Annotated in this window: 22 protein-coding genes and 1 pseudogene; 19 read left to right on the plus strand and 4 right to left on the minus strand. The window is 61.5% G+C overall.

Annotation, left to right across the window (positions count from 1 at the left end):
- Positions 1–528: 528 nt before the first annotated feature.
- The 10 genes from QKD99_RS07095 (at position 529) to QKD99_RS07140 (ending at position 10444) form a co-directional block, all read left to right on the plus strand.
- A complete protein-coding gene (locus tag QKD99_RS07095) occupies positions 529–2052 on the plus strand; it encodes an ABC-F family ATP-binding cassette domain-containing protein (RefSeq protein WP_297846897.1) in 1524 nt (507 codons plus the stop codon).
- A gap of 82 nt (positions 2053–2134) precedes the next feature.
- On the plus strand, positions 2135–3238 hold the full coding sequence (gene alr / locus QKD99_RS07100; protein WP_347951137.1) for an alanine racemase: 1104 nt from the start codon (positions 2135–2137) through the stop codon (positions 3236–3238).
- A complete protein-coding gene (gene tsaE, locus QKD99_RS07105; RefSeq protein WP_347951095.1) occupies positions 3228–3728 on the plus strand; it encodes a tRNA (adenosine(37)-N6)-threonylcarbamoyltransferase complex ATPase subunit type 1 TsaE in 501 nt (166 codons plus the stop codon). The genes alr and tsaE overlap by 11 nt, the downstream gene beginning before the upstream one ends.
- Positions 3729–3817: 89 nt before the next feature.
- Positions 3818–5407, plus strand: a complete 1590-nt coding sequence (locus QKD99_RS07110) for an aspartate:alanine exchanger family transporter (protein ID WP_284868062.1) — start codon at positions 3818–3820, stop codon at positions 5405–5407.
- A gap of 164 nt (positions 5408–5571) precedes the next feature.
- Positions 5572–6081, plus strand: coding sequence for a hypothetical protein (locus QKD99_RS07115; RefSeq protein WP_347951096.1), 510 nt, complete (start codon positions 5572–5574; stop codon positions 6079–6081).
- Entirely contained in the window at positions 6081–6788 is a 708-nt protein-coding gene (gene tsaB, locus QKD99_RS07120; protein ID WP_347951097.1) for a tRNA (adenosine(37)-N6)-threonylcarbamoyltransferase complex dimerization subunit type 1 TsaB, read from the plus strand. Before QKD99_RS07115 ends, tsaB begins: the two co-directional genes overlap by 1 nt.
- Complete coding sequence (gene rimI, locus QKD99_RS07125; protein WP_347951098.1) at positions 6785–7285, plus strand: ribosomal protein S18-alanine N-acetyltransferase; 501 nt, start codon at positions 6785–6787, stop codon at positions 7283–7285. Before tsaB ends, rimI begins: the two co-directional genes overlap by 4 nt.
- 9 nt (positions 7286–7294) lie before the next feature.
- On the plus strand, positions 7295–8338 hold the full coding sequence (gene tsaD / locus QKD99_RS07130; RefSeq protein ID WP_347951099.1) for a tRNA (adenosine(37)-N6)-threonylcarbamoyltransferase complex transferase subunit TsaD: 1044 nt from the start codon (positions 7295–7297) through the stop codon (positions 8336–8338).
- A gap of 91 nt (positions 8339–8429) precedes the next feature.
- Entirely contained in the window at positions 8430–8858 is a 429-nt protein-coding gene (locus QKD99_RS07135; protein WP_204610180.1) for a hypothetical protein, read from the plus strand.
- A gap of 122 nt (positions 8859–8980) precedes the next feature.
- Positions 8981–10444, plus strand: coding sequence for a metallophosphoesterase family protein (locus QKD99_RS07140; protein WP_347951100.1), 1464 nt, complete (start codon positions 8981–8983; stop codon positions 10442–10444).
- A 31-nt stretch (positions 10445–10475) separates the two neighbouring features.
- Here QKD99_RS07140 and QKD99_RS07145 read toward each other — a convergent pair whose 3' ends face one another.
- Both QKD99_RS07145 and QKD99_RS07150 read right to left on the minus strand, forming a co-directional pair.
- Positions 10476–11111: a response regulator transcription factor gene (locus tag QKD99_RS07145; protein ID WP_347951101.1), complete on the minus strand. Its 636-nt coding sequence runs from the start codon at positions 11109–11111 to the stop codon at positions 10476–10478.
- Positions 11108–12250 carry a histidine kinase gene (locus QKD99_RS07150; protein WP_347951102.1) on the minus strand — a complete coding sequence of 381 codons (1143 nt, stop codon included), beginning with the start codon at positions 12248–12250 and terminating at the stop codon, positions 11108–11110. The genes QKD99_RS07145 and QKD99_RS07150 overlap by 4 nt, the downstream gene beginning before the upstream one ends.
- Positions 12251–12362: 112 nt before the next feature.
- Between QKD99_RS07150 and QKD99_RS07155 the strand changes: the two genes are divergently transcribed.
- From QKD99_RS07155 to QKD99_RS07175, 5 genes and pseudogenes are all read left to right on the plus strand, one after another.
- A complete protein-coding gene (locus QKD99_RS07155; protein ID WP_179387407.1) occupies positions 12363–12968 on the plus strand; it encodes an ABC transporter ATP-binding protein in 606 nt (201 codons plus the stop codon).
- Positions 12952–14193 (plus strand): FtsX-like permease family protein, encoded by a 1242-nt coding sequence (locus QKD99_RS07160; protein WP_347951103.1) that lies wholly within the window; start codon positions 12952–12954, stop codon positions 14191–14193. Before QKD99_RS07155 ends, QKD99_RS07160 begins: the two co-directional genes overlap by 17 nt.
- A gap of 186 nt (positions 14194–14379) precedes the next feature.
- A complete protein-coding gene (groES, locus tag QKD99_RS07165) occupies positions 14380–14673 on the plus strand; it encodes a co-chaperone GroES (RefSeq protein ID WP_005322702.1) in 294 nt (97 codons plus the stop codon).
- A gap of 8 nt (positions 14674–14681) precedes the next feature.
- Complete coding sequence (groL, locus tag QKD99_RS07170) at positions 14682–16298, plus strand: chaperonin GroEL (RefSeq protein ID WP_347951104.1); 1617 nt, start codon at positions 14682–14684, stop codon at positions 16296–16298.
- A gap of 64 nt (positions 16299–16362) precedes the next feature.
- Positions 16363–17254, plus strand: a pseudogene (locus tag QKD99_RS07175) (ATP-binding cassette domain-containing protein); the annotation flags it as partial.
- A gap of 27 nt (positions 17255–17281) precedes the next feature.
- Here QKD99_RS07175 and QKD99_RS07180 read toward each other — a convergent pair.
- Positions 17282–17584 (minus strand): WhiB family transcriptional regulator, encoded by a 303-nt coding sequence (locus tag QKD99_RS07180; RefSeq protein WP_005326832.1) that lies wholly within the window; start codon positions 17582–17584, stop codon positions 17282–17284.
- A 306-nt stretch (positions 17585–17890) separates the two neighbouring features.
- Here QKD99_RS07180 and QKD99_RS07185 point away from each other — a divergent pair, with 306 nt between their 5' ends.
- Positions 17891–18463, plus strand: coding sequence for a sigma-70 family RNA polymerase sigma factor (locus tag QKD99_RS07185; protein ID WP_347951105.1), 573 nt, complete (start codon positions 17891–17893; stop codon positions 18461–18463).
- A 65-nt stretch (positions 18464–18528) separates the two neighbouring features.
- Positions 18529–19287 (plus strand): hypothetical protein, encoded by a 759-nt coding sequence (locus QKD99_RS07190; RefSeq protein ID WP_284767786.1) that lies wholly within the window; start codon positions 18529–18531, stop codon positions 19285–19287.
- Between the two features lie 3 nt (positions 19288–19290).
- Here the strand turns inward: QKD99_RS07190 and QKD99_RS07195 are convergent, their stop codons facing one another.
- Entirely contained in the window at positions 19291–19662 is a 372-nt protein-coding gene (locus QKD99_RS07195) for a DUF5319 domain-containing protein (protein ID WP_005326826.1), read from the minus strand.
- A gap of 118 nt (positions 19663–19780) precedes the next feature.
- Here QKD99_RS07195 and guaB point away from each other — a divergent pair, with 118 nt between their 5' ends.
- The gene (guaB, locus tag QKD99_RS07200) at positions 19781–21301 is read left to right on the plus strand and encodes an IMP dehydrogenase (RefSeq protein WP_086587817.1); all 1521 of its coding nucleotides are present in this window, start codon (positions 19781–19783) and stop codon (positions 21299–21301) included.
- Between the two features lie 7 nt (positions 21302–21308).
- Entirely contained in the window at positions 21309–22472 is a 1164-nt protein-coding gene (locus QKD99_RS07205; RefSeq protein WP_284767788.1) for a GuaB3 family IMP dehydrogenase-related protein, read from the plus strand.
- The last annotated feature ends 33 nt before the right edge of the window (positions 22473–22505 follow it).

Here is a 22505-nt window from a genome sequence, read left to right on the forward strand (position 1 = left end):
CTACTTGTAAACCACCCCCCGCACACAAACAATCGGACACTCTCACTTAACCGGATATGGCACCCAGCTTCCGTAGCTACGGCATAAGCCGCAGTCAGATGCATCCCACATCTTTTGGCGGCTTGGTGTACTGACAGTCCGCTTCGGACTAGCTCCACAAGCTGGAAAGCCTGGCTGCCGCGGCGATCAACTCGTTTGGCTTTAAACACGACTGGCAATCCAAAGGCATGGCAAGAATTCAAAGCATGCCCGTAATGACAACCAAGCTCACCAGCCGCCGAACGGACACTACGCCCACTGCCAACCAAGGCAACTAAGCCACGACGATCCGACTCAGACAACGAATGAAACGGGCCGACAACCCCAGACACAACAACACCCTCCTAAGGGAAAGTGTTGCAACGACCCTCTGAACTCAAGGCTTGAAACTGTTATGCTATTGGGAGCAATTGTTGTCGGTGAAAGGAGTAGGCAGTGCTCATCCGTCGTGTTTTTGCGTAAAACACTAAAGGAAGAACGGATTTAAGCATGCCTATTTTATTGAACGACCTTTCCCTAGTATGGCCCGATGGCACAACCTGCTTCAGCGGCCTAAACGGTGCCTTTTCTGGCCCTTTAACTGCGCTCATTGGGGATAATGGTGCAGGAAAGACAACTCTGTTAAACGTCATCCTTGGCAAAATCTTGCCTACTGCTGGAACGGTGGAAAAGCCGGAATCGATAGCGTACCTGCCACAAGACCTTGCTTGGAATGAAAATGATGTAGTAGCAGACATCTTCGGTGTCACCCAAGTGCTCACGGCGATTTCCGCAGTCGAAGCCGGTGAGTATGAACCAGAACTCTATGAGTTAATTGGGGAGCAATGGGACGTCGGTGAGCGCATTGCCGCTGCCCTTTCCGCCGCCGGATTGGATATCCCGTTGGACCGCCCTATCAAAAGCCTCTCTGGAGGCGAAGCGGTCCGCGTCGCTTTGGTGGCGGTTTTCTTGTCCGAGCCGGATTTCATTATCCTCGATGAACCGACCAATAACCTCGACGGAACTGCTAAGAAGCATCTGAAAGATATGTTGGTAAATGCCGCGGCGCCGGTGCTAGTGGTAAGCCATGACAAAGACCTGTTGGATGTAGTTTCCGAGGTAGCGGAATTAAGGGATGGGAACCTACGCTTCTTCCAAGGCAACTATTCCGACTACCTAGCCACGATTAATGCAGAACAGGAAGTAGCTCAGAAAGCAGTATCTACCGCCAAGGCGACTTATAAGCAGCAACTCCGCGAACAACAAGCAATGCAAACACGAATTGCGCGTGATGCGCGCCGTGGAAAGAAGTTCGCGGAGTCGAAGCGCAAACCAGGCATGACGATGAAGCTTGATAAGCAGCGATCCGAAAAGACGGCATCACGCAGAGCGCAAATCCATTCAGGCGCAGTTGAAGCGGCCCAACGCTCTTTAGCTCGAGCTGAGCGAAACATACGAGATGATGATTCGGTCTATATCGAGCTGCCACAAACTGAGCTGCCGGAAGGAAAGCGGGTTATTTCGATTCCTGGGCTGACGATTGTCGGCCCGGAACGGGTGCGCTTGTCAGGACCAAATGGAAGTGGCAAGACCACGCTCTTAAACCGAATTAACTCCGGTGAGGCGGGCTACGTGATCGGCAATTCGGGGTATTTGCGTCAACGAATTGGATTAGATCCTTCTCTAAGCGTATGGGACGTGGTTACTAACGCGAATCCACGAGAGGATCCGCAGTTCATCCGTGATCAGCTTGCTCAGTTGTTGTTTCAATCTGACTCGGTTCATGCATTGACTGGGACCCTCTCGGGAGGCGAAAGATTTAGGGCGGAATTCGCCAGAGTGCTCTTAGCGGATCCGGCGCCGCAATTGCTAATGCTCGATGAGCCGACTAATAACATTGATATTTCAACTGTTGATTGGTTGGTCTCGGTCTTGAAAAACTATCGGGGCGCATTGCTAGTGGTGAGCCATGATGAAGATTTCTGTTCGCGGATAGAACTTACGAGGCAAGTTTCGATAGAAGACATTGGATGAGCCGATTCCAAGGTGGAGGTATCGCGAGTCAGTGCGCCACACCCCGCCCGAATTCAGCACAAGGGTGAGCAGTGGCACAATGGTGGGCATGCTGAAAACCACGATTGATCTCTCCGCCATTGCGCACAACGTCCGCCTCATCAAGGAAAAGGTGGGGCCTGAGGTCAAGCTCATGTGCGTGGTCAAGGCCGATGCCTACGGGCACGGCGCGGCCAAGGTTGTGCCGGTGATGGCGCGCGCCGGTGGGGATTGCTTTGGCGTGGCCACCCTGCGGGAAGCGGTGGACCTGCGCCGCGCAGGCGTGGATGCGCCCATCGTGGCCTGGATCTGGCAAACAGATGAAATCCTCGAAGAAGCCTTGGCCAATGGAATCGAGGTAGCGGTCAACTCCCTGGAGCAGGCGCATAAGCTGGTCAAGGCCGATTTTCCTGCTGAGGTATACGTCAAGGTGGAAACCGGCATGCACCGCTCCGGTGTGGATGAAGAGGATTGGGCAGAGACCTTTAAGGTGTTGCGCGATGCCCCGCACATCAAGGTGCTCGGGCTCATGTCCCACTTTGCGTGTGCCGATGAGCCGGATAATCCGCACAATGACGCCCAAGAGGAGGCGTTCCGCACGGCCCTGCAGCTCGCGCGTGAGATTGGCTTGGAATGCCCGGTCAATCACCTGGCCAATTCGCCCGCAGTGCTGACACGTCCGTCCTCTTATTTCGAGCAGGTGCGCGTCGGCGCCGCTTGCTATGGCTTGGAGCCCATCGAGGGGCGCGAGCATGGCCTGCGCCCGGCCATGACCTGGTCCGGTCAGATTTTTAACGTCAAGCCCATTCAAGCGGGTGAGGGCACGTGCTATGGACTGACCTGGAAGGCGGATAAGCCGGGATTTTTGGCCACAGTGGACTGTGGTTATGCCGATGGCCTGCCGCGCGGCTATCAGGGCGACCTGCGCGTGGGCATTGGTGGGCACCTCTACCCACAGGTAGGAAGAATCTGTATGGATCAGATCGTGGTGGACTTGGGTGATAACCCGCATGGCGTAGAGCCAGGCCAAGAAGCCGTGATCTTTGGCAACGGGGGAGTATCGGCCACGGATCTCGCCGCGGCAGCAGGCACCATTAACTACGAGGTTGTCTGCCTGCCCGATGGCCGCACCGAACGCGAATATATAGGAGAAGAAGATGCGCAGTAGCTTTCCGGAATCTGGCAGCCGCGACCTATCCACGGTGGAAGAAACCTATGCCTTTGGTGAAGAGCTAGGTGCGGTGCTTGAAGCCGGCGATGTAGTGATTTTGGATGGTCCGTTGGGGGCTGGAAAGACGACGCTGACGCAGGGCGTCGCCAAGGGCATGCAAGTTAAAGGCCGCGTTACCTCGCCGACCTTTGTGATCGCCCGCGTGCACCGCTCCACGGTGGGCGGGCCGGACCTTGTGCACGTGGATGCCTACCGCCTGCTCGATGAAGGCGGTGCTAATTCCGGGGACCCGCTAGGGGAGCTCGACGCGCTGGATTTGGACACGGAGTTGGAAGATGCCGTGATTATCGCCGAGTGGGGCGGGGGACTAGTAGAGCAGATTGCGGAGCGCTACCTATTTATCAGCATCGACCGCGAGCCGGCAGAATATGCCGGCGCAGTAGAGGATGTTCGCCGCTTCACATGGTCTTGGAAAAATGGTGCATAGTACATCGTTCCGCCTTATAGGGGGTTAAGTGATGAATATCCCAGAAAGCAAACTTGATCCGGGTATAACCACTACGTAATTCTATAAAGGTGTTGAATTTTCTCGCCTCAAGTCCTTTGCTATCTCTCTTCGTCATCATGGCGGTGGGTCTAGCGATTGGCAAGATCAAGATCTTCGGCATCTCTCTCGGTGCCGCGGCTGCGATGTTTGTGGCACTGGGTCTATCTACTGCCAATCCGGATATCCAAATTCCACCGCTGGTCTATCAATTTGGTCTGGCGATCTTCGTTTATGCCATTGGCCTCAGCTTCGGGCCTTCCTTTGTCCGCGAGTTTAAAACCCGCGGCTGGAAGCTCACCGTCTTTATGCTGGGCATGTTGGTTGTCTTGGTTGCAGTTGGCTATGGCCTCATCCGTGGCTTTGGCCTGAGCGTGCCAGAGGCCGTCGGCATGTTCGCCGGTTCGCTCTCCTCCACGCCGGGCATGGCCGCCGTGGTGGAAATGGTGGGCGATTCTACCCCGGTCGTTGGCTACTCCTTGGCCTACCCAGGTGCGGTAATCGGCGCGATCCTTGTCGCCGCCATCGGCGCCAAGGTTGTCAAAGCCAACCATGAGGAAGATGCCCGCGCAGAAGGAATGATTCCCGCCGAGCTCGTGGCCAAAGGCGTGCGCCTGACCAAGAACTTCAATGACACCGCTGGCCATATCTACCGCGTTACCGGCCAGACCGTAGTGGCTACTCGTATCATCTCCGATGAGGAACGCCATCGCCTCGCCGTCCCGGAAATGCCACTGTGCGAGGGGGAGGCTTACCTGCTCAATGGCTCCGAAGAGGCCGTCGATAAGGCCATTGAGGTCTTGGGTGAGGAACACCCAGTGGAGCTGACCGAGGAAGCCGGTCTCAAGTACAGTCGCGTTACCGTGTCTAACCCGGAAATTGCCGGTAAGTCTGTCCGCGAGATCAAGGCCCTCGACCACGGCTTTATCATCGCTCGTATCCGTAAGGGTGATAAGGACCTCGTGCCGCACCCGGACACTGTGCTCAACTACTCGGACCGAGTTCGCGTGGTCACCAGCCCGGACCGCCTGCCGTACGTGCGCAAGTACCTCGGTGACTCTGAGGCCGCTTTGGGTAACGCGGACCTGTTGTCCATGGCCATCGGCCTGTCCTTGGGTATGCTGCTTGGCCTCATTCCTATTCCGATGCCGGGCGGTTCCACCCTGCAGCTGGGTTTCGGCGGCGGCCCCGTCGTCGTCGGCCTGCTCTTGGGCTACCTCAACCGTACCGGGCCGTTGAACTGGCAGATGCCATTCCACACCCGTGAGACCTTGTCCAATATGGGCCTTACCTTGTTCCTGGCCGGCGTGGGCACCTCGGCCGGCGCCTCCTTCCGCGATGCCCTGACGGATCCATCTTCCCTGACCATCATGGGCGTGGGCCTTATCATCACCCTGGTCTCCGCCATCCTGATCGGCGTCATCGGCATGCTGGTGCTGAAGCTGAAGTGGGACGAGGCCATGGGCTGTGCGGCCGGTATGACCACCAACCCCGCAGTCTTTGCCTATATTCGTGATCAAACCGGCACCGAGCTGGCCGGCCGCGGATGGGCCACGGTCTATCCCACCACAATTATCGGCAAGATTATTGCCTCGCAGGTATTGCTCTTGCTGTTGCTATAGCGGCAATATCGCGCGTTAATTACTCACCCACAGGGTCGCCCGCCTACACTGGCAGGCACTACCCTGTGGGTTTTGTGTTGCGGTTAACCAGGTAGCATCGGTTGCCAGAACTACCGCCGCCCGCCTGAAACTTAAACATTTTTTCAAGGAGCCATACTCATCCCATGACTAATTTCGCTCGCAACCTCACCGCCGCCATCATCGCCATCTTTATCGTTGTCATGATGGTTCTTCTTGCTTCCTCCACACTGCGCGAGGAAAACCACTTGGAGGGAAACCTCTCCTCCACGTTGTCCAAGGCACCAAATAACTTGGAGGTCATGACCGTCATGCCCACCGATGTCTATGGCGAGGAATACCCCGCGATTGGTTTCATCTGCCCGGGCATGCGCGAAGACAAGGTTAAAGAGGCACAGATCGATACCGAGAACATCACCTTTGAAGACGGTGCGGTGCCGGAAGGCAAGAGCTACGCGGTAGCCATTTCCCAGAGCACTAAGCCCTTCATCGAAGAGCTGGATCCGGAAAAGGTCGAGGTGTGCGAGATGATTGACATGCAGGTCAAGGCCATGGAGCAGCAGGGCCAGAGCCTTGATGGCGGCGTACCCATGATCCAGGGCACCCAGCCGCTGGGCTTCCAGCGCGAGGATGGCACCTGGAAGATGGTTGCCTAATGCGCGTCCTCGCGATCGATACGGCTACCACCGCCCTGGTTACCGGGGTAGTGGATACCGCAACTGGGCAGAGCACCGAGCGCGTGTTGGAGGATACCCGCGCGCATAATGAGCTGCTCATTCCTACCATCACTGAGGTCCTCGCAGAGGCGAGCATGGAGTATTCCGACCTCGAAGCGGTGGTCACCGGCGTGGGCCCGGGTCCATTTACCGGGTTGCGTGTGGGTATGGCGACTGCCTCCGCGCTTGCCGACGCCCTTTCTATCCCCCTCCACGGCATCTGCACGCACGATGCCATCGCGGCCGCCGCCGAGCTCCACCTAGATCCTGCCGCCGCGGCCGACGAGGCGACCGCCTTGGTGGCCACCGACGCCCGCCGCAAAGAGATCTACTGGGCCACTTACCGCGCCACCGACTCCGGTGTGCAGCGCATTTCTGGCCCCGCGGTGACGAAACCGGCCGAACTCGAGGTGGAACTTGCCTCCACCGCGCAGGTCATTATTCCCGACCGCCTTGCTGAGCAGCTCCCCGAGAAGCTCGCCGCCCTGCCGCACCGCGCGGCCCATCCAACCGCAGCGGCCCTCGTTGCCACGGCCGACCTAGAGGCAGAACCGGTTCCCGTCGTACCGCTGTACCTACGCCGCCCAGATGCGGTCCCGCCAAAGCAGCAGCAGCTCTCTGCCGCCATCCCCAAGGTCGAGCTGTGAAGCTGCGCGAGCTGACCCCGGCCGATGCACCTCGGTGCGCCGAGCTGGAAGAGGTCCTTTTCCCAGGCGAAACTCCGTGGTCCAGCCGGATTTTCCGGGAAGAAATGGCCCAGCCCTTCAACTTCTATTTCGGGGTGGAGGGTGCGATCGAGGAACCGGAACCCTTGGAACTCCTAGGCTATGCGGGCATCGGCATGATGGGGCCGGCCGCGGACCCGGAGTTTGAAATCCACACCATCGGCGTCGATCCCACCGCGCAGCGCCGCGGCATCGCGCGGATGATGATGGACAATATCTGCCATATCGCGGATTTCAAGGATGCCCCGGTCTTCCTTGAGGTTCGCGTGGGCAATGATCCCGCTATTGGCCTGTATGAGCGCTACGGCTTTGCCAAGCAGGGGATCCGCAAGAACTATTACCAACCCTCCGGGGCAGATGCGCACGTCATGGTGCGATCGCGCCAGTCCGAGCGCCCAGAAGATAGCCAAGAAGATTAAGGAGCAGTCATGAAGATCATGGGCATCGAGTCCTCCTGCGATGAAACCGGCGTGGGCATCGTCGAGCTGCGCGAGGACGGCCACATGGAAATCATCGCCAATGCCGTTGCTTCCTCCATGGAGCAGCATGCGCGCTTCGGTGGCGTCGTCCCGGAAATCGCCTCCCGTGCCCACCTTGAGGCCATGCCGCAGGTCATGCAGGCGGCGCTGAATGAGGCGGGCATCGAAAAGCCGGATGCCATCGCCGCCACCGTGGGGCCGGGTCTAGCCGGTGCCTTGCTGGTGGGTGCCTCGGCCGCCAAGTCCTATGCCGCGGCTTGGGGCGTGCCTTTCTACGGCGTTAACCACCTCGGCGGCCACGTTGCCGTGGCCAACCTGGAAGGCGAAGAGCTGCCGCACTCGGTGGCCCTCTTGGTCTCGGGCGGGCATACGCAGCTGTTGGAAGTAGAGGCCGTCGGCAAGCCCATGCGCGAGCTGGGCTCTACGCTTGACGACGCCGCCGGTGAAGCCTACGACAAAGTCTCCCGCCTCCTCGGCCTGGGCTACCCGGGCGGCCCGGTGATCGATAAGCTCGCTGCCCGCGGCGAAGCCACCATCGATTTCCCGCGCGGCATGTCCCGCGCCGAGGATCTGCGCGGCCCGCACCGCCACGACTTTTCCTTCTCTGGGCTCAAGACCTCCGTGGCCCGCTATGTGGAGCGCGCCGAAAAGGCAGGGGAGACCATCAGCGTGGAGAATGTCTGCGCCAGCTTTCAAGAAGCAGTGGCCGATGTCCTGACTGCCAAGGCCGTGCGTGCCTGCGAGGACACCGGCGCCCGGGTGCTGCTACTGGGAGGCGGCGTGGCCGCTAATTCCCGCCTGCGCGAGCTGGCTGCCGAGCGCTGCGCCGCCGCTGGAGTAGAGCTGCGCGTGCCGCGCTTTTCCCTGTGCACCGATAACGGCGTGATGATCGCGGCTATCGGCGCGCAACTCATCCACGAAGGCGCCCAGCCCTCTGGTCTCGGCGTTGGCACCGATACCCAGCTGGATGTGGAAGAGCCGCAGTTAACCTAAAGTTCTTCTCGCTCGCGCTGCAGGCGGGGCAGGGGGCCGGTACTCTAAAGAGCGTTCATGCCCTCTTGGCTTTCTGAAGGAGCTTTCTCTCATGACCGTCGGTTTCCTTGTCAACCCTGATCTCACCCGCCGCAAGCTTGAATTCGAGCTGGAGCACGCCAACCAGTTCCTGGGCGGCACCACCGAGGACCGCGTCTCCGTTGTTTTCCAGGAAGATGGCACCACCTATGCCGCGCTCTACAACCCCGAAGCCAAGGCCGAAGGCGCCGAGCCGAACCCGGTAGCCTCCCTGGCGCGCAACGCGGCTGCCACCGGCAACGCTGCTTTCCTGCAGGATCCCATCCGCTCCATCTGCGGCCCCGTCATTTTCGTCGATGCTGAGGGCGAAGACACTACCATCGATGCCGTTATCGAGTCCGTGGAGCAGGGCATTCGGGCAGTGAAGAACTACCGCGAAGACAACCCGGACGAGTACACCCTCTGGCGCGCGGCCGTTATCAACTCCGATAAGAGCCTCTAAACCCCAGCCCCTCACAGGTAGGGTTCAAGCGCTTTTCGCGCGCTCGTAATACGGTGTTCACATTCTTATGGTGTTCTAGGGAGCCGTACCGCTTCTTCTAAGACTCCAAAGGTGAAAACTGTATGCTCCGTTCGTCGCGCTTCGTCGCTTCTTTCGCCACCGCCCTCGCAGTAGGTGGCGCTACCGCCATCGTGCCCGCCACCCCGGCGCTGGCTGCTGACTCGCCCATCTACCGCACCATCCTGCAGCCGGGCGAGGATGAATCCCAGGTCATGGTCACCTGGCGCACCAAGTCCAAGGAAGACGAGGTCCTCGAGGTTACCGGCCCAGAAGGCACCACCACCTTCCAGGCCGACGAGCGCGACTTTGGCGCCTTGCTGTACAAGTCCCAGTTCGCCACCGCTACCGACCTGCAGCCGGATACCGAATATTCCTACCGCGTTGGTTCCGAGGAAGGCGGCTGGTCCGAGCCAGAGACTTTTAACACCGGCTCCAATGGCGATGACTGGTCCTTCCTTACCGTCGCCGACCCGCAGATCGGCGTGGACCTCAAGGTGGATGACCAAGCCGAACAGTGGCGCAAGACCATTGGTCACGCGGCCTCCCACGTGCCGAATGCCAGCATGATCTGGTCCCTGGGTGACCAGGTTGAGGGCTGGGGTGCGCAGGTACCGCAGTACGATGCGTACTTCTCCGCCCCGGAGATTCGTCACATCCCCACCAACACGGTCCCGGGCAATCACGAGACTTATAACCTCACCATGAAGCATCATGATGAGCATTTCTCCAACCCGCATCAGGCGGACGATATCCGGGACCACTACTTCGAGCGCAATAACGTACTCTTCATCGGCCTGGACTCCAATGCTTCTTCCGACGCCGATATCGCCCGACACGAGCAGTTCCTGCGCGAGGCCATCGAATCCCGCGGCGCGGATAATGACTGGATCGTCGTCGGCATGCACCACGGCCCGTACTCCCAGGGCTCGCATCACTTTGATAAGGACGTCACCAACCTGCGCGAGAAGCTCACCCCGGTGCTGTCTGAACTCAATGTCGATGCCGTGCTCTCCGGCCACGACCACATCTACACCCGCAGCCACTTGATGAAGAACAATAAGCCGGTCCTGCCTGAAAAGAAGCCGCAGCGCGGCGACGTGCTCGAGCCCAAGGATGGCGAGGCGCTGTACCTGACCACCACCACCGCGGGCGGTGGCAAGTACTACGACTTCACCGACGTGAATAACAAAAAGCACAAGGGCGCGCGCATGGAGACCATCGATCCAAAGCTTGCCCACGAATCCACCGCCATGTGGCGCCAGGACTACTCCGAGGACTACATGCGCGTGGACGTCTCCGATGACAAGCTCACCTTCACCACCTTCAACGAAGGCGATAACACGCTGGTGGACAAGGTTTCCCTCAAGAAGAAGGATCGCGGCGCTGCGCCTGCCGACGACGCCACTGACCCCGCCGACTCTACCGAGTCCACCGACCCAGACACCCCAGAGGTGCCTAAGGATCCGGAGGGAGGCAGCTCCCTGAGCTCCAGCGATATTTTCGGTGGGCTCAGCTCGAAGAAGTAACTAGCATCGCGCCTGGGTGTGGCGGGTGTGGCTAGCGCTCCGTATGGCGCAGCCACGCCAATACGGCCTTGACCCGTCGGTTGGCGTCCTCGGGCCGAAACCCGAGTTTCATAAACACATTGGAGACATGCTTGCTTACCGCTCCGGCGGTAAGAACGAGCGTGTCTTCAATTTCTTTATTGCTCAATCCTTGGGCCATAAGCCCCAGCACCTCCCGCTCGCGGGCGGTGAGCTGGGCTAAACCAGTACGCCGCGCCGACAGCAGCGCAGTTACGACCTCTGGGTCCACCACGGTGCCGCCGCGGGCGACCTCGTCTAGCGTGCGCACGAATTCTTCTACATCAGAAACGCGCTCCTTGAGCAGGTAGCCAAAGCCGCCGTGCTCCAAGAGCTGGTCGAGGTAGCTTGCCGCTACGTATTGGCTCAGCACCACCACCGGCTGGGTGGGATTGGCGGCACGCAGGTCATGCACGGCGCGCAGACCATCGTCGGTCATGGTCGGTGGCATGCGCACATCGCTGATAATCAGGTCAAAATCTTCCTGCCCGGCAATAGTGCGCAGTTCTTCGGCATCCGTGGCCACCGTAACGCTATGCCCCAAAGCGCTGAGTAGCTGCTCGAGCCCCGCGCGTAGCAGCGCGGAGTCTTCCGCCAGTAGTAGTTTCATTCCGCCTCCTTCAGCGGTAATTCGACCTGCAGCCGACCACCGCGCTCACCCGCAGCAGCGTCATGAGCCGCGGCAAAGCTCACCGTGCCGCCCAGTGCGGCGGCGCGCTCGCGCAGCCCGGCGAGACCGGTGCCCGTCTCAGCTGGCTCCTTGGCCGTGGGACCGAGGTCAGCTCCGGGGCCGGGGCAGGGTCCGGTGCCATTATCAACGATGTCTAGGCGCAACGTCTGCCCGAAAGCAACCGTTACTATCGCCTGGGTGGCCGCGCCATGCTTGGAAGCATTAGTAAGCGCCTCGGCCACCGCGTGGTAAGCCAGCAGGGCAGTGGTCTCATCCACGGAGCGCTCGGTGCCTTCCACGAGTAGTTCGGTCTCCAGCCCGGAGTGGGCGAGGAGTTCGTCGAGGGCGGGGATAAGTCCGGCGTCGAAAAGCACCTGCGGGGCAATGCCACGCACCGTCGCCCGCAGGGAGGCCAAGGCCAAAGAGGCATTATGCTCCGCATCGGCCAAGGCCGGTTGCGCCTCGGGAGGTGCCTGCAATTTCGCCGCGGCCAAGTTGAGCTTGAGCGCAGTGAGGTACTGTTGCGGGCCATCGTGCAGCTCGCGCTCGATGCGGCGGCGCTCGCCGGAGAAGGCATCGATAAGCGTGGCACGCGAGGCCGCCAACTCCTCGGCCGAGGGGCTCAAAGCCAGCCGAGTCAGCGAGGTAGAGGCCAAGACCAACAGGCGGTTAAGCCCTACCAATAAAGCCACCAGCAGCGCCGCGGTGAGCCAGCAGGTAAAGAAAATGAGCGGCCGGTTGGAGGTAGACCACCCACCAAAGAAGAATTCGGTATTTGGCACGAACGGCGCAATTGCCAGCACGCCCGCCGAAAAGCCCACGGCAGTCCACGCGGCAAAGCAGGCAGCCGAAATCAATAGCTGCACAATAAGGTGATAAAACTGCTGCCAATCAAACCACCGGCCTGCGCGCCGAGGTGGGATCTCCACGCCCATCCACCGCGCACCCAACCGGCCGACAAATTCCGCGGCGCGTCCCACCAGGGGAATCCACGGCAGCATCAGCACCGAAACCACCAACGCCGGGATAAATAGCGCGCCGAGGACGAGGCTCCACGCGCAGGCTTTGAGGGTTCGCATAACCCATGAGCCTAGCCGCCTTACCCAGGGTGGGGCAGTAGAGCTAGCTCTACCATTTTCTGGGCGGCCCACTCCATGTCTTTCTTCTGCGCGGCCGAGTGGAATCAAAGGCATGTTAAAAGCAGATAACCTCAGCAAGCGCTACGGCCGCCGCACCGTGCTCAATCGCGTGAATGTGTCCATCGCCCCAGGGGAATTCGTCGCCATCATGGGGCCTTCCGGCAGCGGAAAAACCACGCTGTTGAACCTGCTATCCGGGCTGGATAAGCCCACCTCCGGCCGAGTCAATGCGCCGGGGCGCAAGCAGCGAGCCTTTGTGTTTCAGGACTATAACCTGCTGGAATCCCTCAACGCGCAGCGCAATGCCACCTTGACCGCGCGCTTTTCCGGCCGGCGCCCTGCACGCGGCCAGGTGGCGGAGGTCTTTGACTCGCTCGGCCTTAGCGGGTTGGAGCGCCGCCTGCCCGCGCAGCTTTCCGGCGGGCAGCAGCAACGCGTGGCCGTCGCCCGGGCACTGCTGGCCCAGGCGCCCTATATCTTCGCCGACGAGCCTACGGGCGCGCTTGACGACGCCACCGCAACCACCGTCCTTTCCCACCTGCGCGCCGCCGCCCGCGATGGAGCCAGCGTGGTTATGGTGACTCACTCGCACCTCGCTGCTGAGGCGGCCGACAGGATCATCTCCTTAGAGGAGGTGGCCCATGCTGGTGTGGCTTAAGGACTTACAGTCCAATTGGCTATCGTGGCTGGCCGTGGCGCTGACCCTGGTGGTGTCCTCCGCTTCGTGCACCCTGGCGCTGGCCATGCTGGTGGCTTCCTCCGGGGCCGAAGAGAACCCCGCCGGCCCGCTGGGTGGCACGGTGCTCGGCATGGCCCTGTGCGTGGTGGTGTTGGTGACGCTATCGCAGATGCGCCTTATCATCGCTGAGCGCGAGCCGGTCTACCGTTCTTGGCGCATGGTGGGCATGCCCGGATGGATGATTATTGCCTTCATTCTGGGCCAAGTCGCTGCGGTCAGCGCGACTGCCGGTTTTCTCGGCGTGCTGCCGGCCCGACCTCTGCTTGCGCCGTGCGTGCGTGCTCTGCGCAGCGACAGTATCCCCATGCCGGATATCGCCATTACCGGTCAGGTCACCGCCATTGCGGTAGCCGTCTGCACGTCCGCGGCCGTGGTGGGGGCGCTGCCTCCACTGCGCCGCGTGTTCCGGCCGCGTACTCCCGCACATCCGGCGTGGCTTCTGGTGAAATTCGCGCTTGCGGCCGCGGCCATCGGCGGCACGGTCTACGGGTGCCTGCACATCGATGACCCCGGCGACCTCCTCTCGGCCGAGATGGGGCTTGTCATCCTCGTTGTCGTCTTCTTACCTTGGCTCATGCCCGGCATCGACCAATGGACCCGCGCGGCCGGCATCGCTGGGGCCAACGTGCGGGTGCGCCGGCACTTTTCTACCCCACACATCGTGCCGTGGGTGCTCATCGGCGGCTTTATCGTCGCCGTCGGCTCGGGCCTGCGCTTTGGAAACGACGCAGGCGCCGGCGGCACCTTGTCCTCGTGGCAGGTCTTCGTCGCCCTTTTAGGGCCGGTCTTTGCCCCCAGCATCGTGGGCGCCGTGCTTACCTCACTGCTCATGCGCGGGCGCATCGACTCCGATATTCGCGGCCTCACCCTGGCCGGCGCCACCCCCTTGGCCTGGGCGCGCGTGCAAGTGGGGGAGGCGGCGTGCCTCACCCTGACTGCGGCCGGCGTGGTCTGGGCGCTGTGCTTGGCGACGCTCCTCCCTCTCCACCACCTGCTCACCCCACAGGTTTCCTTCGGCCGAACGCTGGTAGACGAGCTGTGGTGGTCGGCTTTCGCCGTGATTTTTGGTGCCATGTTTATCGCCGTGGGCGTCGTCAAGCTGGCGCTGGCCGGCTTTGTCCACGCCGGGCAACGAGAGCGCTGAAAGGATCGCTGAGGGCGTAGGAATGTGGGCCGGGTCATTGTTGAGGGTTAGCAGTCACGAGGGTAGAGTGCTAATCAGGTTGTTTGACCCACAGTTGTTCACCCGCGACGACGGCTGTGCTGGACATCCACAACCGGCACGCGCGCGCCATACCGGCGCGCATACGAACACTACGGAGGAAACATCATGGCAAACATTAAGCCTCTCGAGGACCGCGTCCTCGTACAGATCGTAGAAGCTGAAACCACCACCGCTTCCGGCCTGGTTATCCCGGATTCCGCCAAGGAAAAGCCGCAGGAAGCTACCGTCGTTGCAGTAGGCCCAGGCCGCACCAACGACAAGGGTGAGGTCACCCCGGTAGGCGTCAACGAGGGCGATACCGTGGTCTTTTCCAAGTACGGCGGCACCGAGCTGAAGTACAACGGTGAGGAGTACCTGCTGCTGTCCTCCCGTGACCTGCTCGCCGTCATCGAGAAGTAGGCCCACTTATGGCAAAGCTTATTGCATTCGACCAAGAAGCCCGCGAGGGAATCCAGCGTGGCGTCGATACGCTGGCTGATGCCGTCAAGGTCACCCTCGGCCCGCGCGGCCGCAACGTCGTGCTGTCCAAGGCTTTCGGTGGCCCCACCGTCACCAATGACGGCGTGACCATCGCCCGTGATATTGACATCGAGGAGCCCTTCGAGAACCTCGGCGCGCAGCTGGTCAAGTCCGTTGCGGTCAAGACCAATGACACCGCAGGTGACGGCACCACCACCGCTACCTTGCTGGCCCAGGCGCTTATCTTCGAGGGCCTGCGCAACGTAGCGGCCGGTGCCAACCCCATCGAGCTCAACCGTGGCATCGCGGCGGCGGCCGAAAAGGCCGTCGAGGAGCTCAAGGCCCGCGCCACCGCGGTCAACTCCTCCTCTGAAATCGCCCAGGTAGCCACCGTCTCCTCCCGCGACCCGGAGGTTGGCGAGATGGTTGCCGGCGCCATGGACAAGGTGGGCAAGGACGGCGTTGTCACCGTCGAGGAATCCCAGACCATCGACTCCGCCGTCGACGTCACCGAGGGTATTTCCTTTGACAAGGGCTACCTTTCCCCGTACTTCGCTACGGAGGAAGAGACCTGCCACGCCGTGCTGGATGACGCCGCAGTATTGCTCGTCCGCAACAAGATCTCCTCCCTGCCGGACTTCCTGCCGCTGCTGGAGAAGATCGCCGAGACCAACCGCCCGACCCTCATCATCGCGGAGGACATCGAGGGCGAGCCGCTGCAGGCGCTCGTCGTCAACTCCATCCGCAAGGTGCTCAAGGTCGCGGCCGTGAAGGCTCCGTACTTTGGCGAGCGTCGCAAGGGATTCATGGATGACCTGGCCGTCGTTACCGGCGCCACCGTCATCGACCCAGAGGTGGGCGTCAACCTCAACGAGGCTGGCCTTGACGTGCTCGGTTCTGCCCGCCGCGTGACCATCACCAAGGATGACACCGTCATCGTCGATGGCGGCGGCACCGCTGAGGCAGTAGAAGAACGCCGCGAGCACATCCGACGCGACATCGAGCGCACCGATTCCACCTGGGACAAGGAAAAGCTCGAGGAGCGCCTGGCTAAGCTCTCCGGCGGCGTGGCCGTCATCCGCGTTGGTGCGGCTACCGAGACCGAGGTCAACGAGCGCAAGCTGCGCGTCGAAGACGCCATCAACGCTGCCCGCGCGGCCGTTGAAGAGGGTGTCATCGCCGGCGGCGGCTCCGTGCTGGTCCAGATTTCTAAGGAACTCGAGTCCTTCGCTGAGGGCTTCGAGGGCGAGGCTAAGGTCGGCGTTCTCGCCGTCGCCCGCGCCCTGACCCGCCCGGCCTACTGGATCGCCGAAAACGCTGGCCTCGACGGCGCCGTCGTCGTCTCCCGCGTTGCCGAGATGTCCAACGGTGAGGGCTTCAACGCCAATACCCTGGAGTACGGCAACCTCATCGATAACGGCATTATCGACCCAGTCAAGGTCACCCACTCGGCCGTGGTCAATGCCACCTCCGTGGCCCGTATGGTTCTTACCACCGAGGCCTCCGTGGTGGAAAAGCCACAGGAAGAGCAGCCTGCTGACGCCGGTCACGGTCACCAGCATTAAACCTTCCCAACAACGCCCGCCCCGCTTGCCGCGTGGCGGGTTTTGTTGTGCCTAGACTAGGGCCGTGGAATACATCAAGGTCACCGGCGCGCGCGAAAACAACCTGCGCGATATCTCCCTGTCTATCCCCAAGCGCCGGCTCACCGTCTTCACCGGTGTATCCGGCTCCGGCAAATCCTCCTTGGTCTTCGACACCATCGCGGCCGAGTCCCAGCGGCTTATCAACGAGACCTACCCTGGCTTCGTGCAGGGGTTTATGCCATCGTTGGCCCGGCCGGACGTCGATAAGCTAGAGCATCTCACGGCCGCGATCGTGGTGGGCCAGGAGCCTATGGCCGCCTCATCCCGCTCTACCTTTGGCACCGCTACCGATATCACTGCCATGCTGCGCGTGCTGTACTCGCGCATGGCCACCCCGCGCGCCGGCGGCCCGGCGGCCTACTCCTTTAATGTGCCCTCCGCCTCCGGCCAGGGCACCATCGAGGTCAACGGCACCAAGGAGGTGCGCCGGTTCGAGCGCACCGGCGGCATGTGCCCCGAATGCGAGGGCACCGGCCGCGGCGAAAATCTGCGATACTCTGTGCACTGTCGGCCTAGGGTATGCCACCCTAGGCCAGCCGCTATCTACTTTGTCCGGCGGCGAGCGTCAGCGCCTCAAACTTGCGGCGCACCTGAGCGATAAGAAATCCACCGCTGATGTGCTGATCCTCGATGAGCCCACCACCGGCCTGCACCCAGCGGATACCGCGCGGATTCTGGCGCTGCTGGATGAGCTGGTGGACTCCGGACATACCGTCGTCTGCATCGACCACAATCTGGCCGTTCTCGCGCATGCGGATCACGCCCTCGACTTGGGCCCCGGCGCCGGTTCGGCCGGCGGCCAGCTTGTCTTTAGCGGCACCCCGGCCGATTTAGCCGAGCAGCAAGACTCAGTGACGGGGCGCTTTCTTGCCGACGCCCTCGTCTCCTCCTAACCTTCTGCCTTAAGCGTTGACCGGCGCGGCGGCGCGGCGGCGTTGGCGCAGTGCAACGACACGCTCGGATTCGCTCATGCCGCCCCAGACGCCGTAAGGCTCGGCGGATTGCAGGGCATGCTCGCGGCACAGATCAATGACCGGGCAGGAATTGCAGATGGCCTTGGCACGGTTCTCGCGCTGGGCGCGGGCACGGCCGCGCTCGCCATCTGGGTGATAAAATACGTCTGAGTTTTCTCCGCGGCAGGCGCCTTGTAGCTGCCAATCCCACAGGTCAGCGGTGGGACCGGGAAGCAAATGAGGCTGAGACACGTTACTTAGCTCCTTTGTAAGGGCGAGAATTCTTGTGGGGCTTCCGCAGCGTTACGGGAAGCAACCTCACGTAGTGTTTCGCGCGTGGGTTAACGATGGGTTACCTATTTTTGACTTTTAGGTATTCTTCCCCAGCTCACCCCTCCGGCACTGCTGTTTACCAGCGGAAACAACAAAGGTTAACGGTTTGTGAATTTTCTGCCGCTCGGGTTGCGCAGGCGCTGGGGCCGCGCGTCGCCTTTGCATAAACTTCCCGTGTGCCAATATGGTTAGTTACCGGTTTAAAACATGTCAGAGGGTGCATACGTGAGTGATAAGGAACAGGAGCTAGCGGATCTCGTCCCGCATGCCGTCGACGGCAGCCGTCGAGCGCTGCAAAAAGTCCTGCGGATCATTCACCCGCAGGTGCTGCGCTACTGCCGCGCCCGCATCGGCGGCGGCCGCCAACCTACCGCGGAGGATGTAGCCCAAGAGATCTGTCTTGCAGTGGCCACCTCTATTGGCTCCTACGAGGACAAAGGCCGCCCGTTTATGGCCTATGTCTACGGCATCGCGTTCAATAAGGTCACCGATGCCCACCGCGCCATGGGGCGCGATAAGTCCACCCCTACCGAAGAAATTCCGGAAGACTCCGCGCATGACGCAACCCCTGAAGAGTGGGCATTGGAGGCCGACGGTAGTAACAGAATGCGCGCCTTGCTCGATACGTTAAGTGACAAGGCGAAAAACATCGTTATTCTGCGTGTGTTCAACGGTTTGTCGGCAGAAGAGACCGCGGAAATTGTGGGTTCCACCCCAGGTGCGGTTCGTGTCGCACAACACCGAGCACTCGCTCAATTGCGAAAGGCTCTCCAAGCCGCCCAGGAAACTGCGCGCTAAGGGCCTAGAGGCCGACTCTTACAGCAGATATCTCTTAATAGAAAGGAAGGGGGAGAGACACCATCATGGCACCGAAGCACCACGGCGATAATGCCGGCCTAGCAGACCAGCTCCAGCCCTTGGTAGATGATGATGCATTCCTCACCGAGCTTTCGAAGGGAACTAACCCTTCCGACGGCCAGGATGACCTGGCGGAGCTGCTGCTGGAGTTAAAGGGGGACGTCGACAAGCAGATGCCTCCAGCCCCGCTGGTAGAAGGCGCCGATGCTGAGCCTGAGGTCATCGACCTAGGCCAGGCCCGCAAGCGCCGCCGTGGCGGCCCGTTCGTACATGGGCTCATCGGTGCGGCGGCCGCAACTCTAGTCATCGCTGGAGCCGGTGGAGCCATGCTGCACGCCGGAACCTTTGATAAGGGCGATAAGACCCGCAATGTAGAGCTGGCCGGCACGCTGGAAGAGATGGAATCTCGCGCGGCCGAAGGCGATATTGAAGGCGCCCGCGAACTAATGAAGGACGCCCGCGCCAAGCTGGATGAAGCCGAAGGTAAGGAAGAAAAGGCCATCGCCGCTAACCGTGAGGCCGAACAAAAGCGCTCTGCGCACCCGAAGCCCACCCCGCACACCGTTACGGAGACCGCCACCGAAACCGTGGCGGAAGAAGCCTCTCAGCCGGAGCAGCGGCCGGAACCGGCCACCGTGACCGAAACGCAGTACGCCACCGAAACCGTGGTAGTCACTGAGCAGGCCCAGCAAAACCCGCAGCCTAATCCCAACGTTGAGGACGAGCCTACGACCACCATCGAACTGGGCCAGCAACAGCAGTAGTAGCTAGCGGCCCTCCAGGCCATCCAAGTAGCCCAAGGCATAGTCCCAGGGCACGTAGCGGGAGGGATCTGGCTCGGCGCCCGGCTCATGCACGGGCGCTAGCTCCCCTTCGAGCGTAGCGCGCATATTAGCGGCCATAATATCCCACTCATAGAAGTGGTTCTCCTGGCAATCCTCGCACAGGAAGAAGATGCCATCGATGCCGCGTGGGCCGAGGATGGAGGCGAATTTCTGCACCAGCGCGAGGTCGTGGATGATGGCGATCCGGTCGTCGTCGGTAAGCGGCATGACCTGCTCGTCCTCCTCCAAGAAGGAGGCTGGGTCATTCGGGTCGTCGGCGAAAGGATCGCGGGGCATATTGGCGAAGAAGTTCACGCCTGCGAGCCTATTGAACTTGCTCGCCCGAGGCAATTTACCCCTGCCCAAATGGTGTCTTCGGCCGGCAACGCACTACAGTTGGGTTAGCCGCTAAACCTGTTAAGGAGAGACCTCGATGAGCGAGAACCGTATTCATACTGGTGGAGATGACCCGAACAAGGTAGCCCTGCGCGGCCTGACCTTTGACGATGTGCTCCTTTTGCCCGCCGAATCCAATATCGTGCCCTCCGAGGTCGATACCGGCGCGCAATTTACCCGCAATATCCGCCTCGGCGTTCCGCTTGCCTCGGCCGCCATGGATACCGTGACCGAGGCCCGCATGGCCATTGCCATGGCCCGCCAGGGTGGCATCGGCGTGCTGCACCGCAACCTTTCTACCGAGGACCAGGCCGAGCAGGTCGAGATTGTGAAGCGCTCCGAGTCCGGCATGGTCACCGACCCCATCACTGCGCGCCCGGATATGACCATCGGGGAAGTAGACGCGCTGTGCGCCCGCTTCCGTATTTCCGGCCTGCCGGTGGTAGACGAGGACGGCACCCTGATGGGCATTTGCACCAACCGCGATATGCGCTTCGAGCCTGACTTTGACCGCAAGGTCAGCGAGGTCATGACGGCCATGCCGCTTGTTGTTGCGCGCGAGGGTGTATCTAAGAAGGAAGCCCTCGAACTGCTTTCGGCCAATAAGGTGGAAAAGCTGCCCATCGTCGATGCGGATAATAAGCTCACCGGTCTGATCACCGTCAAGGACTTTGTCAAGACCGAGCAGTATCCCAACGCGTCCAAGGACTCGGCCGGCCGCCTGTTGGTTGCGGCCGGCATCGGTACCGGCGAGGAGTCCTACCAGCGCGCCGCCGCGCTTGTCGACGCCGGCGTGGACGCCCTCGTCGTCGACTCCGCCCACGCCCACAACAACCGCGTGCTGGAAATGGTCTCCCGCGTACAAAAGGATTTCGGTTCCAAGGTCGATGTCATCGGCGGTAACCTCGCCACCCGCGAGGCCGCACAGGCAATGATCGATGCCGGCGCCGACGCCATCAAGGTCGGCATCGGCCCGGGTTCCATTTGCACCACCCGCGTCGTCGCCGGCGTGGGCGCGCCGCAGATTACGGCCCTGATGGAGGCCGCCGCAGTAGCTGGCCCGGCCGGTGTACCGGTTATCGGCGATGGTGGCATGCAGTACTCGGGCGACGTCGCCAAGGCTCTGGCGGCTGGCGCCGATACCGTCATGCTGGGCTCCATGTTTGCCGGTACCACCGAAGCCCCCGGTGACATCGTGGTCTACCAGGGCAAGCAGTACAAGCGCTACCGCGGCATGGGCTCCATGGGCGCCATGCAGGGCCGCGGACTTTCCGGCGAGAAGCGCTCCTACTCCAAGGACCGCTACTTCCAGGCCGATGTGCGCAGCGAGGACAAGCTGGTTCCGGAAGGCGTCGAGGGCCGCGTGCCCTTCCGCGGCGATATCGATGCCATCGTGCACCAGATTATCGGCGGATTGCGCGCTTCCATGGGCTATACCGGCTCCGCCACCCTGGCCGAGTTGAAGACCAAGCGCTTCGTCCAAATCACCGCCGCGGGCCTAAAGGAATCCCACCCGCACCACTTGCAGCAAATCGCAGAAGCACCAAACTACCGCTAGGAATATCATGCGTGAATACGCCGAAATCGGCATCGGCCGCGAGGCCCGCCGCACCTTCGATCTAGAGCAACTATCCATCGTGCCGCAGCGCCGCACCCGTTCCTCCAAGGACGTGGACACCACCTGGCACATCGACGCCTATACCTTCGACATCCCCTTCGTGTCCCACCCCACCGATGCGCTCGCCACCCCTGAGTTCATCATCGAGATGGGCAAGCAAGGTGGCCTCGGCGTCATCAATGCCGAGGGCCTGTGGGGTCGCCACAAGGACCTCGAGGGCGCCCTGGCCCGCATTTACTCGCAGCCGGGCGATAACTCCATCATCCAGGAGCTGCACGCCGCCCCGCTTGACGACGCCCTCCTTACCGAGCGCATCTCCCAAGTCCGCGACTCCGGAGTTACCGTTGCTGTGCGCGTTTCTCCGCAAAATGCTCGCGAGATGGCCCCGAAGGTCATCGCGGCCGGTGCCGAGTTGCTGTTTATCCAGGGCACCCTGGTCTCGGCCGAGCACGTGGCTACCGGCGGTGAGCCGCTGAACCTCAAGGAGTTCATTGGCTCGCTGGACGTTCCCGTCATTGCCGGCGGAGTTACCGACTACACCACCGCGCTACACCTGATGCGTACCGGCGCGGCCGGCGTCATCGTAGGCGCGGGGGTGACCACCAACGCCGAGACCGTGGGCATCGACTCGGCCATGGGCACTGCGATTGCCGACGCCGCCGCAGCCCGCCGCGACTACCTCGACGAGACCGGCGGCCGTTATGTCCACATCATCGCCGATACCGAGTTCGAAAACTCCGGCAATATTGCCAAGGCTTTTGCCTGCGGCGCTGACGGTGTTGCTCTCGGCCCACTGCTTGCCCAGGCCCGCGAGGCCGGCGGCAAGGGCTGGTACTGGCCCGCCACGGCCGGCCACCCGCGTTTCCCACGCGGTTTCGTTCAGTTCTCCGGGGCCGATACCGACTTGGACGTTGATTTCCTCACCACCGGTACCCCGGCCGAAGCCGCCGAAGAGTCGGCCGCCCCGTCGCTGGAAACCGTGCTGCACGGTCCCTCCAGCGAGCCCTTCGGCCGCACCAACCTGGTCGGCGCGCTGCGCCGTTCCATGGCCAAGTGCGGCTACACCGACTTGAAGTCCTTCCAGAAGGTCGAACTCGCCGTGCGCTACTAATCCGCGCGAGAGTCCCCGACGCGGCTGTGCCTT

The organism is Corynebacterium sp. c3Ub_189 (genome assembly GCF_039907195.1).
In the GTDB taxonomy this organism is placed as follows: domain Bacteria; phylum Actinomycetota; class Actinomycetes; order Mycobacteriales; family Mycobacteriaceae; genus Corynebacterium.

What these genes read in the sequence shown, in the direction of transcription:
- QKD99_RS07155 (WP_179387407.1), top strand. Translation starts at nt 12,363, where the DNA reads ATGTTAAAAGCAGATAACCTCAGCAAGCGCTACGGCCGCCGCACCGTG.
- QKD99_RS07140 (WP_347951100.1), top strand. Translation starts at nt 8,981, where the DNA reads ATGCTCCGTTCGTCGCGCTTCGTCGCTTCTTTCGCCACCGCCCTCGCA.
- tsaE (WP_347951095.1), top strand. Translation starts at nt 3,228, where the DNA reads ATGCGCAGTAGCTTTCCGGAATCTGGCAGCCGCGACCTATCCACGGTG.
- QKD99_RS07095 (WP_297846897.1), top strand. Translation starts at nt 529, where the DNA reads ATGCCTATTTTATTGAACGACCTTTCCCTAGTATGGCCCGATGGCACA.
- tsaB (WP_347951097.1), top strand. Translation starts at nt 6,081, where the DNA reads ATGCGCGTCCTCGCGATCGATACGGCTACCACCGCCCTGGTTACCGGG.
- QKD99_RS07145 (WP_347951101.1), bottom strand. Translation starts at nt 11,111, where the DNA reads ATGAAACTACTACTGGCGGAAGACTCCGCGCTGCTACGCGCGGGGCTC.
- QKD99_RS07205 (WP_284767788.1), top strand. Translation starts at nt 21,309, where the DNA reads ATGCGTGAATACGCCGAAATCGGCATCGGCCGCGAGGCCCGCCGCACC.
- tsaD (WP_347951099.1), top strand. Translation starts at nt 7,295, where the DNA reads ATGAAGATCATGGGCATCGAGTCCTCCTGCGATGAAACCGGCGTGGGC.
- QKD99_RS07160 (WP_347951103.1), top strand. Translation starts at nt 12,952, where the DNA reads ATGCTGGTGTGGCTTAAGGACTTACAGTCCAATTGGCTATCGTGGCTG.
- QKD99_RS07115 (WP_347951096.1), top strand. Translation starts at nt 5,572, where the DNA reads ATGACTAATTTCGCTCGCAACCTCACCGCCGCCATCATCGCCATCTTT.
- groES (WP_005322702.1), top strand. Translation starts at nt 14,380, where the DNA reads ATGGCAAACATTAAGCCTCTCGAGGACCGCGTCCTCGTACAGATCGTA.
- QKD99_RS07190 (WP_284767786.1), top strand. Translation starts at nt 18,529, where the DNA reads ATGGCACCGAAGCACCACGGCGATAATGCCGGCCTAGCAGACCAGCTC.
- guaB (WP_086587817.1), top strand. Translation starts at nt 19,781, where the DNA reads ATGAGCGAGAACCGTATTCATACTGGTGGAGATGACCCGAACAAGGTA.
- QKD99_RS07135 (WP_204610180.1), top strand. Translation starts at nt 8,430, where the DNA reads ATGACCGTCGGTTTCCTTGTCAACCCTGATCTCACCCGCCGCAAGCTT.
- QKD99_RS07150 (WP_347951102.1), bottom strand. Translation starts at nt 12,250, where the DNA reads ATGCGAACCCTCAAAGCCTGCGCGTGGAGCCTCGTCCTCGGCGCGCTA.
- groL (WP_347951104.1), top strand. Translation starts at nt 14,682, where the DNA reads ATGGCAAAGCTTATTGCATTCGACCAAGAAGCCCGCGAGGGAATCCAG.